The following is an 11815-nucleotide window of genomic DNA, read 5'->3' as shown; positions in this document are numbered from 1 at the left end:
GACGTACGCGACGCTTCGGCCTGCGCGCGTGACGCCTCGGCCGACGGGGGTGACGCCTCGGCGAGTCAGTAGTCGGTGCGGTCCTGCTTGGCGAGCCAGGCGTCGAAGGGGTCGTACGCCTGAGGGATCCGCAGCTCGTCGACCTGGGTCGGCCAGTCGTGGTGCTCGTTGGCGCGGCCGGTGCCGAACAGGTCGTAGAAGGCGCGGTCGTCGAACCCGCCCTTGGCGGCGTCGTCACGGTCGGCCGCGTAGACGACCCGGTCCAGGCGTGCCCACAGCGCGGTCGCCAGGCACATCGGGCAGGGCTCGCACGAGGTGTAGAGGGTGCAGCCGGCCAGCGAGAAGCTGTCGGCCTCCTTGCACGCGGAGCGGATCGCGACGATCTCCGCGTGGGCGCTGGGATCCAGGTCGCGGGTGACCCGGTTCTGGCCGGTGCCGAGCAGGATGCCGTCGCGCAGGATGATGGCGCCGAACGGGCCGCCGCCGTTGTTGACGTTGCGGACGGCCAGCGCGACCGCCTGTTCCAACCACATGGTGTCGGTCATGCCGATTCCCCCTCGCACAGGCCCGAGAATCGATGTCTCTACTGTCATTGTGCTCCCGTTGTCACTCGACCTCGTGGAGCCGATCGTAGGTGGCGCTGATCGCGGACACGCGGTCGCGTCCGGCCCGTCCGCGCTTGTGGAGCACGCCGTCGGCGAGCACGCTCGCCAGCGACATCGGCGCCGCCAGGGAGTCGAAGGCGAGGCCGCCTTGGACCGGGCACTCCAGCGCGATGTCGGCCCGCCCGAGGTGGACGGTCCCGGTCGGGTCGGCGATCACGATCACCGTGCTTCCAGCGGCCACGGCCGCGTCGACGAACTCGCCGAAGCCTGGCGGCCGGCGCCGCAGACCGACCGCGATCACCACCGATCCCTCGCCGAGCTCGGCCAGCTCCTCGCCGATGACCTGGCCGGGGGCGGGCGCGAGGCTGACGCGCTCGCGGGTCTGGGTGAGCTGCTGGCGCAGGTGGAGCGCGACCGGGTAGGAGTTGCGCCAGCCGGCGATCATCACGTCGCTCGCCCCAGCGATGGCCGCGACGGCCTCGGCGATGCCGGCCTGGGTCACGACTCGTGCGATCGCGGCCGCCTCGCCCTCGGCGTGCGCGCTCAGGTCCGGAGTTCCGTCCACGCGCCGCGGCTCACCAGCCGTACGCAGCCCCCGCAGGTGGTCGCGTACCTCGTCGAACCCGTCGAATCCCAGGGACCGGAAGAGTCGGCTCATCGTCGCCTTGGAGACCTCGGCGAGCGAGGCCAGCTCGGCCGCGCGGTAGGTCGCCAGGTCGTCGAGGTGCTCCAGGAGCGTGTCGGCCGCCTTGCGCTCCTGGGGCGAGAGCGACTGGTAGTTCACGGCGATCCGCCGGTCGATCCTCTGGTCCGTGCTCATGCGAAGCCAGGCACCGACGCCCAGGCGTCCGGCTCGGTCGACCCGTCGCGCTGCAGGGTCGCCTCGATGAGCCCGTAGGGACGGTCGGCGGCGAAGAACACCTCGTTCGGGTTCTCGAGGTCGAAGGGGGAGAGGTCGACGAGGAAGTGGTGCTTGTTGGGGCAGGAGATCTTGAACTCCGCGATCTCCTCGAACGCCTCCATCACCGCCCTGCCCATCTCGTAGATGGTCTGCTGCAGCGCAAGCGAGTGCACCTCGGCGAACGCTTCGAGCATGATCGTGCGGATCCGGTCGTAGGCCGCGTTCCAGCCCTCCGGGTGGGTCTCCCAGCGCCACCAGGCGGTGACCTCGGTCGCCAGGATGCGGTCGGTCGTCTCGGCCAGGGTGGTGTAGCGGTCGCGCGGGAAGCCGTGGAACTCAGACCCGGTCGACTTGAGCACGACCAGGTCGCTCAGGCCGGACAGGACGAACGTGCGTCCTTCGAAGCGGTTGACCACCGCCGTACGCGTCTCCTGACCGCGCCGGGCGAACGAGAAGTCGTTCGCCGGGATGCGGTCCCAGGCGTAGGACTCCGCCTTCATCACCGACCCGGTGACCCAGGGCTGCGCGGCCCAGTGGGCGGTGAGGTCGAGCAGGAACCCCTCGGGCGAAGTGATGCCGAGCTCCTTGGCCTTCGCGTAGACCACGTTCTTCTGGGTGTCGGTGGCGTGCACGTGCACGTTGTCACCCTCGGTGAAGGCGGTCGCGAAGTCGCCCCGGAGCTGGGTGGACACGTTCAGGTCGTGGATGGTGTGCCGCGCGCCGTCGCGGTCGACCTTGACCAGGCGTACCTCTGCCTTGCCGTGCTGGTTGGGGCCAAGAGTGATCGACATCAGCTTCCTCGATAGGTCGTGTAGGAGAACGGGCTGAGCAGGAGGGCGACGTGGTGGTGCTCGCCGGCGGTGACGGTGAACCCGATGCTCACTTCCGGGAAGAAGGTCTCGCGGTCCTGCTCGGCGAACCAGGGGCCGGTCGTGAAGGTCAGGATGTGCGGCCCGGGCGGCACCTCGCCCTCGAACCGCACCCGGCCGTCGGCGTCGGTCGTCGCGGTGCGTGCGCTGTCGTCGGGAAGGACGAGGATCACCGCGAGCCCGGCGGCGGGCCGGCCGAGAGCGGCGTCGAGGACGTGCGTGGAGACGGTGGTCATGCCACCAAGCCTCGCAGCCGGAGCAACGCGATCTCGGCGAGCTGAGCCCTGGTCACCGCGATTTCGGTAGCCGGGTCGTTCCCCAGCCGCTCCTCGAGGAGCTCGAGCATCTCCTCGGCGCTCCGCCCGGCGGCGCGCACCAGATAGATCCGGCCGAACCGCTCCTCGTAGGCGGCGTTGCCCGCCCTCAGCCGGGCCTGAACCTCGGCGTCGGCAGGATCGACCCCGGCCTGCTCGCGGGCGGAGAGCGCCGCGCTCGTGCCGTCGCCGGAGTGGCGCTCGCCGATCCTGGGGTGGTCGGCCAGCGCGCCCGCGACCTCCTCGTCGGTCCAGGCAGCGGCCAGGCTCTCCGCGGTCGCGAGCAGGTCGTCGAGGTCCGCGTAGGGCCGCGCCGCCACCAACCCGGTCGCCCACGACGGGATGGCGACGCAGGGTGCGACCAACCTCTCCGCCTCGTCGGCCGGCAGGGCATGGAATTCGGCGAGCGTCGTCACCCCGACAGCCTATGAAACGAGCGTTTCGGCGTCCGAAACGCAGGTTGCCGTTGTGTAACGGCCCTGGCGGCTACTCGGTCAGGCGCTGGGCCAGGGCGAGGAGGTCGCGGTCGCGGCCGGGCGCGGCGACCAGGCAGAGACCGGCGGGCAGGTTGGTCGGCGTGCGCACCGGGATCGAGACGGCTGGAAGGCCGGCGATACCGGCGATGCAGGTGAGCCGCATCGTGTCGTCGCGCACCCCGGCCGCCTCGGCCGCCGTCGGCGCCACCGACGGAGCGCTGGGGTAGGCCAGGACGCGGTCACCGACCACCTCGAGGATCTCCGCACGGGCCTGCGAGAGCACGGCGCGGGCCTCGTCGGCCTGCGCCCGGGTCACCTTCCGCGCCATCTCGAACCGGCCACGGACGGCCTCGCCGAGCGTGTCCAGCCTGGTCTCGAGCCAGGCACCGTGGGCCTGCCACGCCTGGTAGGCCTGGCCGATGACGAAGGCCCGGCGCCACTCGTCCAGCCTGGCGGGCTCCCACGCCAGCGGCTTGGCCTCGGGCAGAGCCTCGTTCACCGCGGTGGCGACGTCCTCCTCGGCGAGGCCGACCAGCGACGGCACCAGATAGATCTCCTCCACGGGGCCCGACGCCGTCGCCTCCGGCAGCAGTACGTCGCCCACCGCCTGCAGCAGGAAGGCCGAGCGCGTCATCCACCCGACGGTGTCGAAGGCCTTGGCGAGCGGGAGCAGACCCTCCCGCGAGACGGCCCCGTGAGACGTACGGATGCCGTAGAGGCCCTGGTAGGCGGCGGGCACGCGGATCGAGCCGCCGGTGTCGGTGCCGAGCCCGATCGAGGCCTGACCGAGCGCGACCGCGGTCGCCGACCCCGACGAGGAGCCGCCGGGGATGCGGTCGGGTGCCTTCGGGTTCGGCGGAGCGCCGTAGTGGGCGTTGAGCCCGGACAGCGAGTAGGCGAACTCCTCGGTGCGCGCGATCCCGCGGACCGACGCCCCGGCATCCAGCAGCGAGGCCACCGCGGCGGCGTGGGACGAGGCGACGGGCGCCTGCTCGAGCCACGCCGGGCTCCCGGCGCCGACCGCGAAACCGGCGACCGCGAAGAGGTCCTTGACCGCCACGGTCTCGCCGGAGAGCGCGCCGTCGGCGGTGTGCGAGGAGACCAGCGGGTCGCCGACGACCCGCCAGATCCGGCTGTCGAAGGCGGGGGCGGGCGCGGAGACATGGATCGCTGTGACCTGCCAGCCGCCGTGCTCGATCCGCACCGGGTCCCGCGCCCACAGCTGCGTCTGCAGCCCGCGTCCGCCGCGTTCGAGCTCGGTGACGGCCACGATCAGTGCGTGGTCCTCGTCGATCACCTGGACGTGGGTCTGCACGATGCGCCGCTTCGGTGCGCCGCCACCCGACCCGCGGGCGGCCGCGATGCGCTCGTGGCCGACGAGGAGTCCGGCGGCATCGCCGTGCAGCGTGGTCGGGGAGTCGGCGAAGAGCGCGTCCAGAGCGGCGACGTCGTCGGACATCAGCGCGCTCTCGTACGCCCGGAAGGCCTGCAGCAGCCCGTGCGGGACAGGCTTGAGCTCAGTCATAGGGCGAAGTCTGCCTTGTCGAGCCCGATCCGCCTCGGCGCCGTGGGCGCAGACCCAGCGCGGGTGCCGGGGTCCCTCTCGTTCGACGGCGTGTCGGTCATGCCCCCATCGTCCACCACATCGGGTACCGATCTAGATTATTACCCATGGGTAATAGGGAACAGGCGGAGTTCGATCGCGACATCGCGGTCCGCAAGACCGACGACAAGACGTACGCAGCCGAGCTCGCCCCCGGTTGGGTGGTCGGCGGCGGGGTCAACGGCGGCTACCTGCTCGCGGTCATCGCCAACGCACTGCGGGCCCACCTGCCGAGCCACCCGGACCCGATCGTGCTGAGCGCGTTCTACGCCAGTGCGAGCGTGCCGGGGCCGGCCGAGGTCCGCGTGGAGACCAAGCGGGACAAGGGCTCGCTGGCCATCGCGACTGCCGAGCTGTGGCAGGGCGAGGACCTGCGGATCACCACCACGGCGACGTACGCGGACCTCGACTGCCTGCACGCCAAGAGCAGCGGCTTCGAGCGGGTCACCGCGACCGAGCCGGAGCTGCCGCCGCTCGAGGAGTGCCTGTCCTCGACCACGGCGCCCGAGGAGGTGAAGGAGTTCGTGCCGATGCTGGACCGCTACGAGCTCTGCGTGCCGAAGGAGCAGTTCGTCTGGGGTGGCGCGGCGCCGACCGGCGAGGCCGTCTTCACCGGCTGGTTCCGTCACCACGACCGCGAGCCCGACCCGCTCTCGCTGCTCCAGGTGCTCGACGCGCTCCCGCCGGTGACCTTCGGGCTCGAGCTGCCGGGCTGGGCCCCGACGCTCGAGCTCACCTGCCACATCCGCCACAAGCCGGCTCCGGGCTGGCTCAAGGTCACCCACTTCTCGCGCAACCTCTCCGGCGGCATGTTCGAGGAGGACTGCGAGGTCTGGGACTCCGCGGGTCGGCTGGTCGCGCAGGCGCGTCAGCTGGCCCGGCTGCCGCGCGCCTGACGGGCCTGACGCGCCTGGCGGCTCAGCGCGGGACGGTCACATCGGGGCGCAGCGGTCCTTCCCGCCGTACGCGTCCCAGTGCCACGCCTCGGCGGAGTACTGCTTCAGCCCGACGCTCAGTGCCGTCTTGTTGAGGAACCTCCACACCGCGCTGGACGGCTCGGAGGCGCGCGTGGCGCAGGTCTTGCCGCCGGTCACGCTGGGCTCCTCGAAGTCGATGGCGATGCCGAGCTGATGGGAGGAGTGGCCGGGCTGGGCGGTCAGCGTGTAGTCGCCTGACGGGCAGCCGCCGGTGGCATCCTCCTGGCACAGCGCCTTCTGCTTCTTCATCGTGCGGAACGAGCTGCTCGCGACCAGCTCGACGCCCTGCTTCTCGGCCTTCTTGACCAGCGCCGCCGCGGCGCCGGAGATCCGCGCGTTGACCACGGTCAGGCCCTCGGAGCCGTCGATGTAGTAGGGGTCGCCCTTGGTGCTCTCGGTGCCGGTGTTGGGCAGCCCCTCGACCGCGCACAGGCGCACCGGGATCAGCTTGCCGGCGTCGTAGCCCTCGCCCTCGCCGAGGTCCCTGGTCCCCGGGGCACAGACGAGCCCGGTGGAGTCGGCGCGTACGTCGCCCACGGGCCTCGTCGGCGCCGCGACCTGGAGCAGCTTGCCGGCGGTGGAGCCGGAGGAGCGCTGCTCCTGGGCCTGCACGGCCAGCTCGGCGAGGTGGCCGGTGACGCCACCGGCCTTCGCGCCGGTCGGGTCGGTCTCCGCGGCGTCCGGCGCCGTCTTCGGGACGTCGTCTGGGCAGGCTGTGATGGTGTTGCTGAGCGGCTTCTGGGTGCCGGCCGCCAGGGTGATGGTCGCGCATACGACGGTGGTGTGGTCGCGCTTGGCGTAGGTGTCCTGCCAGGTCCGGTAGCCCGCGACCGTGAACGTGTTGCCGGCAGGGTCGGCCTGCAGCGTACGCAGCCTCAGGCCGTCGCCGTAGGCGCCCGGCTGCTCGAGCCAGGTGCCGATGTCGGCGGCTGTGACCTCCCAGCCGACGCTCCGCACGGATGCGACCGCCACCGACAGGTCGCTGCCGACGCCGTTCAGGTCGTCGGTCGTGGTCTTCTCCCACTTCTGGAGCTGCTCGTAGAAGTCATAGGCCCCGTAGCCGCCGACGCCGACCAGCGCGAGAACCAGCAGCCCCACGACCACCTTCGGCCAGCGCCGCTTCCTCGGTGGCTCCGGCCCGAACCGGCCGGGGCCAAAACCGTGCGGGTACGCCGGTGGTTGCTGTCCGGCGTACGGCTGCTCGGGGAAGGGCTGCCCGGGGTAGGGCTGCTCAGCGAAGTGCGGATCCGGGTAAGGCTGCTCCGGATAGCGCTGGTCGGAGTACGGCCGCTGCTGGGGCGGATTCGGCCACTGCTGGGCCGGGTGGTGCCGCTCCTGCTCCGGAAACGGCAGCTGCGCGGGGTGGCGCGGCTCCCCCGGGTAGGGCTGTCCGAGATGAGGCTGGTGCTGGCCGCGGTAGGGCGGCTGCTGCGGTGTGGGCTGCGTCTGTGGGCGTGGGGGCTGCCGCGGACCAGGGTAGGGCTGCTGACCCCGGTAGGGCGGACGAGCGTCCCCGGGCTGACGCGGCGGCCACTGCTGATCGCTCATGACGGGGCCCCGGACGGAGGCAGGCAGGCGATGAGCAGACGACGGCGGGGCACGGCGTTGCAGCGTACCCAAGAGACCCCACTTTCCGGGCCTCTAGGGAACAATCTCACACGTGAACAGCTCCAAGACCGTAGTGGCCGCGGCGATCCTCAGCGCCGACGGCAAGCAGGTGCTGGCCGCGAGGCGTACGTCCCCGCCCGAGGCCGCCGGACGCTGGGAGCTCCCCGGCGGCAAGGTCGAGGAGGGCGAGACGCCCGAGGCGGCCCTCGTCCGGGAGATCGGCGAGGAGCTCGGCTGCCTGATCGAGGTGCTCGACTGGATGCAGGGCGAGGCGCCCATCGGCGAGAGCCACCGGCTGATCGCAGCCACCGCCCGGGTGGTCGCGGGGGAGCCGCGACCGCGTGAGCACGACCAGGTCCTCTGGCTGGCGGCGGAGGACCTCGACTCGGTCGACTGGCTGGAGCCCGACCGCCCGTTCCTCGACGCGCTCCGCCACGTCCTCGGCATGCCCGAAGGGCCGACCCTGCGTGGCATCTTCTTCGACGAGGAGGACGCCCGGACGGCAGCGGCGACCCTCGAGCGTGAGGGCTGGACGGCCCGGGTCGGCCGGGAGCGCTACCAGGGCGAGGACGACGACGAGGACCACCCGTGGTCGGTGGAGACCGACGCTCCCGAGATGGTCCTGGAGCTGCTGGTCGACGAGTACGACGGCTGGCTCGACATCCCCGAGGAGGCACCGGACGACTCGATCGCCCCCGAACCCGTCGAGCTCCCCGACAACCCCAAGCGCATCAAGCGGCCCGATTTGGGGAACTCCTAGGATCTCCTTCGTGACCTCACACAAGAGCCTGCTGCTCGTCCACGCCCACCCCGACGACGAGACGATCGGGACGGGGGCGACGATGGCGAAGTACCTCGCCGAGGGTGCCCGCGTCACCCTGGTGACCTGCACGGCGGGGGAGATGGGCGAGATCCTGGTGCCCGAGCTGGCCCACCTCGCCGCCGACCGCGACGATGCCCTGGGCGAGCACCGCCGCGGCGAGATCGAGAACGCGATGGCGGCCCTGAAGGCGCCCGACGGCAGCGAGGTCGACCACCGCTGGCTGGGCGGCTTCGGCAACTACCGTGACTCCGGGATGACCTGGAGCGAGGACCGCACTCACGCGCTGCCCGATCCCGACGCCCGCGAGAACGCCTTCTGGTACGCCGATCTCACCGAAGCCGCCGACCACCTCGTCACGATCATCCGCGAGGTGCGTCCGCAGGTGATGGTCACCTACGACGAGTTCGGCAACTACGGCCACCCCGACCACATCCAGGCCCACCGGGTCGCGACGTACGCCGCCCATCTCGCGGCCGTCCCGACCTACAAGAAGGAGCTCGGCGAGGCCCACGAGATCGACCGGATCTTCTGGACCGCGCTCGCCGAGAGCTGGCTCCGCGAGGGGCTGCGGGCGGCGCGAGCGGCGGGCGACGAGGACGCTCTCGGCGGCATGGACCCCGAGGGCCCGCTGCCGATGGCCACCCCCGACGTCGACATCGCCGCCGCGATCGACGGCACCGCCTACGCCGACCAGAAGGTCGCCGCGATGCGCGCCTACCCGACCCAGATGGACATGGAGCAGGGCATGTTCGCGATGACCAACAGCCTCGGCACCACCGCGTGGTCCCACGAGCACTTCCGCATCGCCAAGGGGCATGTCGACGAAGGGGCCAGCCTGACCGACCTCTTCGCGGGGTTGTGAGACTCCTCGGCGGCATCCTCGCCGGCCTCGTCCTCGGTCTGCTCGTCGGGGTCGCGGCGGTCGCCGTCCACCCGTGGTGGTGGGGTCTGCTGCTCGCGGTGGCCGCGTCGTCGGCGGCTCTGCTGGCATCTCCGCGCGGAGCCTGGCGGATCTCGTACGCAGCGGCCTGGGCGATCGTCGTCGCCCTGGCCGCGACACCGAGGCCGGCGGGCGGCTACGTCGTCGCGGGAGATCTCGCCGGATACGTGATGATCTGCTGGGCCGTGCTGATGATCGTGGTGGCGACGGCGACCGTGTCGAAGGCCGCTTCGAGGGCCGATCAGGGCCTCCCCGGGAAGTGACGAACGTCCCAAGATGGGCTACGGGTTCGGCCTAGGGGGGTATAGGTCCTAGGCTCTGCCGCATGTCCTATGAGCCCGAGGCCTCCAAGGCCCCCGAGCCCGCGAAGCAAACTGACGCGGACGGGTCCAACGCCAGCCACGCTGGCGCGGACGATGCTGCCATCGAGACGATCATGATCCCGCAGATCGAGATCGACGCCCGTGTTGCCGAGTCCACGGGAGCCAAGCCGGTCGAGAACGTGCCCGACGACGAGCCCGACGGCGCGACGCGGATCATCGCCGCCGACGAGGATCCCGCCGAGGAGACTCTGCTGCGCAGCACGATGCTGCGCTCCGAGCTGCCCAAACGTGCCGAGCTGCCGAAGGAGGACAACTTCCTGTTCGTCTCGAAGAACCGAAAGTTCGCCCCCGAGCCGGATGCCGCCGAGGCCGCCGCCCCCGACCTGGCCGATGACGCGGCCACCGAGGTCGCGCTCGACCGACCGATCCACAACACGCCCGACTTCGACGACGAGCCGCTCGAGGAGACCGTCATGGGGGTCGGGCCGTTCGCCGTGAACGAGCCGGCCCCTGCTGAGCACTCTCCCTTCGAGACCGCTTTCGATCAGCCCGACTACGCCCAGCCGGTCGCGACCGAGACCAAGCGGCTCGGCACGGGCGCCAAGGTCGCCGTCGCGGTCGCCGGCGGCGTCGCCGTCCTCGCCTTCGTCGGCTGGGCCGCTGCGTACGCAGTGGCGGGCGACAAGATCCCAGAAGGCACCAAGGTCGCCGGCGTGGACATCGGCGGTATGACGGCCGACGCCGCCAAGCCGCTGCTGGACGAGAAGTTCGCCGCGGCCCACAGCCAGCCGATCATCGTGACCGCCGGCGACAGCACCACCGAGGTCAATCCCGCCGAGGCGGGCCTCAGCTTCGATGCCGAGGCGACGATCGAGAAGACCGACGCCGGACGCAGCTGGAGCCCGGTGAAGCTCTGGAAGCACTTCACCGGCGGCGGCGAGATCGAGCCGGTCATCAAGTCCGACGACAACCTGATCGCCAAGGTCGCGGCCAAGGTGAACAAGCGCGCCGGCACGCCCTTCAAGGACGGCGACGTCGTCATCAAGAAGGGCAAGATCAAGACCACCCAGCCGGTCGCGGGCGAGGGCGTCGGCGACGACGCGCTCCGCACCGCGCTCGCCGGTCAGCTGCTCGTCGAGGGCGACCGGAAGGCCGACGTACCTCTCGAGGAGCTCACCCCGGACGTCGACGAGGCCGACGTCCAGGAGGCGGTCGACAAGGTCGCCACCCCCGCGGTCTCTGCGCCGATCACGCTGAAGTTCGAGAAGACCCCGGTGGAGCTGTCCCCGAAGGAGTTCGGCGACGCGATCCGGTTCGACCCCAAGGACGGCGAGCTGCAGGCCTCGGTCGCGCCGAGCAAGCTCAAGAAGGTGCTCAAGAAGGCCCTGGCCGACGACGCCGCGAAGCCGGTCGACGCGACCGTCGAGATGGTCAACGGTGCCCCGAAGGTCATCCCGGCCAAGCCGGGAGTCACCTTCAACCAGAAGGACCTGGAAGCGGTCTTCCTCGACATCGTCACGGCGCCCGAGGGTGAGCGCATCGTCGAGGTGAAGTCCAAGGTCGCCAAGCCGAAGGTCACCACCGAGGAGGCCAAGGCCTGGGGCATCAAGGAGAAGGTCTCCAGCTTCACCACCAACTTCCCCTATGCCGAATACCGCAACGTCAACATCGGCCGCGCCGCCGAGCTGGTCAACGGCACCGTGCTCGCGCCCGGCGACACCTTCTCGCTCAACGGCATCGTCGGGGAGCGTACGGCCGCCAACGGCTTCACCAAGGGCTGGATGATCCAGAACGGGATCTTCCGTGAGGACTACGGCGGCGGTGTCTCGCAGATGGCGACGACCACGTTCAACGCGATGTTCTTCGCCGGGCTCCAAGACGTCGAGCACAAGGCGCACTCGCTCTACATCGATCGCTACCCGATCGGCCGCGAGGCGACCGTCGCCTGGCCGACGCTGGACCTGAAGTTCAAGAACAACACCAAGTACGGCGTGCTCATCCGCTCCTGGGTCAACCCCGCCAGCGGCAGCAGCCAGGGCTCGGTGACCGTCGAGATGTGGTCCACCAAGATCTGGGACATCAAGGCCCGCACCGGCGAGCGTTACGACTTCAAGCCGTTCGGCAAGCAGAAGATCACCGACGGCAACTGCGAGAACACCGTCGGCGCTCAGGGCTTCTCGATCAACGTCTGGCGCGACTTCTACAACGCCGGATCGGGCACGAAGGTCGACACCGAGACCTTCAAGACCACCTACATCCCGCAGGACGAGGTCGAGTGCACCGACGAGTCGCAGAAGCCGCCGCCTCCTGCTGACCCCAACTGAGCCGAGTCGGCTCGTTCTGACACAAACCCACGCCGAGTCGGCCCGTGCTGAC

Annotated in this window: 12 protein-coding genes; 5 read left to right on the top strand and 7 right to left on the bottom strand. The window is 70.8% G+C overall.

Annotated elements, in window-relative coordinates; all coding sequences use genetic code 11:
- Window positions 1–65: 65 nt before the first annotated feature.
- The 6 genes from ACFVJS_RS21080 to ACFVJS_RS21055 form a co-directional block, all read right to left on the bottom strand.
- The gene (locus ACFVJS_RS21080) at window positions 66–545 is read right to left on the bottom strand and encodes a nucleoside deaminase (RefSeq protein WP_378884450.1); all 480 of its coding nucleotides are present in this window, start codon (window positions 543–545) and stop codon (window positions 66–68) included.
- A 61-nt stretch (window positions 546–606) separates the two neighbouring features.
- Window positions 607–1425 (bottom strand): MurR/RpiR family transcriptional regulator, encoded by an 819-nt coding sequence (locus ACFVJS_RS21075; protein ID WP_378884447.1) that lies wholly within the window; start codon window positions 1423–1425, stop codon window positions 607–609.
- Window positions 1422–2297 (bottom strand): factor-independent urate hydroxylase, encoded by an 876-nt coding sequence (gene pucL / locus ACFVJS_RS21070; protein WP_378884444.1) that lies wholly within the window; start codon window positions 2295–2297, stop codon window positions 1422–1424. Before pucL ends, ACFVJS_RS21075 begins: the two co-directional genes overlap by 4 nt.
- Window positions 2297–2611 carry a hydroxyisourate hydrolase gene (gene uraH, locus ACFVJS_RS21065; RefSeq protein WP_378884441.1) on the bottom strand — a complete coding sequence of 105 codons (315 nt, stop codon included), beginning with the start codon at window positions 2609–2611 and terminating at the stop codon, window positions 2297–2299. Before uraH ends, pucL begins: the two co-directional genes overlap by 1 nt.
- Window positions 2608–3105, bottom strand: a complete 498-nt coding sequence (gene uraD / locus ACFVJS_RS21060) for a 2-oxo-4-hydroxy-4-carboxy-5-ureidoimidazoline decarboxylase (protein WP_378884438.1) — start codon at window positions 3103–3105, stop codon at window positions 2608–2610. Before uraD ends, uraH begins: the two co-directional genes overlap by 4 nt.
- Before the next feature lie 70 nt (window positions 3106–3175).
- Entirely contained in the window at window positions 3176–4690 is a 1515-nt protein-coding gene (locus ACFVJS_RS21055; protein ID WP_378884435.1) for an AtzH-like domain-containing protein, read from the bottom strand.
- 146 nt (window positions 4691–4836) lie between these two features.
- Here ACFVJS_RS21055 and ACFVJS_RS21050 point away from each other — a divergent pair, with 146 nt between their 5' ends.
- Window positions 4837–5664 carry a thioesterase family protein gene (locus ACFVJS_RS21050; protein WP_378884433.1) on the top strand — a complete coding sequence of 276 codons (828 nt, stop codon included), beginning with the start codon at window positions 4837–4839 and terminating at the stop codon, window positions 5662–5664.
- Window positions 5665–5700: 36 nt separating this feature from the next.
- On the opposite strand, the gene ACFVJS_RS21045 is transcribed toward ACFVJS_RS21050, so the two are convergent.
- A complete protein-coding gene (locus ACFVJS_RS21045) occupies window positions 5701–7293 on the bottom strand; it encodes a D-alanyl-D-alanine carboxypeptidase family protein (RefSeq protein ID WP_378884430.1) in 1593 nt (530 codons plus the stop codon).
- Window positions 7294–7405: 112 nt separating this feature from the next.
- On the opposite strand from ACFVJS_RS21045, the gene ACFVJS_RS21040 reads away from it, so the two are divergent.
- The 4 genes from ACFVJS_RS21040 (at window position 7406) to ACFVJS_RS21025 (ending at window position 11763) form a co-directional block, all read left to right on the top strand.
- The gene (locus tag ACFVJS_RS21040) at window positions 7406–8113 is read left to right on the top strand and encodes a (deoxy)nucleoside triphosphate pyrophosphohydrolase (RefSeq protein WP_378884427.1); all 708 of its coding nucleotides are present in this window, start codon (window positions 7406–7408) and stop codon (window positions 8111–8113) included.
- A 10-nt stretch (window positions 8114–8123) separates the two neighbouring features.
- Window positions 8124–9038 (top strand): N-acetyl-1-D-myo-inositol-2-amino-2-deoxy-alpha-D-glucopyranoside deacetylase, encoded by a 915-nt coding sequence (mshB, locus tag ACFVJS_RS21035; RefSeq protein WP_378884425.1) that lies wholly within the window; start codon window positions 8124–8126, stop codon window positions 9036–9038.
- Entirely contained in the window at window positions 9035–9379 is a 345-nt protein-coding gene (locus ACFVJS_RS21030) for a hypothetical protein (protein ID WP_378884422.1), read from the top strand. The genes mshB and ACFVJS_RS21030 overlap by 4 nt, the downstream gene beginning before the upstream one ends.
- Before the next feature lie 62 nt (window positions 9380–9441).
- Entirely contained in the window at window positions 9442–11763 is a 2322-nt protein-coding gene (locus ACFVJS_RS21025; protein ID WP_378884420.1) for a VanW family protein, read from the top strand.
- The last annotated feature ends 52 nt before the right edge of the window (window positions 11764–11815 follow it).

The organism is Nocardioides sp. NPDC057772 (assembly GCF_042798075.1).
Taxonomy (GTDB): domain Bacteria; phylum Actinomycetota; class Actinomycetes; order Propionibacteriales; family Nocardioidaceae; genus Nocardioides.
Note: the sequence above shows the minus strand (reverse complement) of the source record. Positions and strands in the feature narration are given on the sequence as shown.

Coding starts and splice junctions, on each gene's coding strand:
- ACFVJS_RS21080 (WP_378884450.1), bottom strand. CDS start 545: ATGACCGACACCATGTGGTTGGAACAGGCGGTCGCGCTGGCCGTCCGC.
- ACFVJS_RS21075 (WP_378884447.1), bottom strand. CDS start 1,425: ATGAGCACGGACCAGAGGATCGACCGGCGGATCGCCGTGAACTACCAG.
- pucL (WP_378884444.1), bottom strand. CDS start 2,297: ATGTCGATCACTCTTGGCCCCAACCAGCACGGCAAGGCAGAGGTACGC.
- uraH (WP_378884441.1), bottom strand. CDS start 2,611: ATGACCACCGTCTCCACGCACGTCCTCGACGCCGCTCTCGGCCGGCCC.
- ACFVJS_RS21055 (WP_378884435.1), bottom strand. CDS start 4,690: ATGACTGAGCTCAAGCCTGTCCCGCACGGGCTGCTGCAGGCCTTCCGG.
- ACFVJS_RS21050 (WP_378884433.1), top strand. CDS start 4,837: ATGGGTAATAGGGAACAGGCGGAGTTCGATCGCGACATCGCGGTCCGC.
- ACFVJS_RS21045 (WP_378884430.1), bottom strand. CDS start 7,293: ATGAGCGATCAGCAGTGGCCGCCGCGTCAGCCCGGGGACGCTCGTCCG.
- ACFVJS_RS21025 (WP_378884420.1), top strand. CDS start 9,442: ATGTCCTATGAGCCCGAGGCCTCCAAGGCCCCCGAGCCCGCGAAGCAA.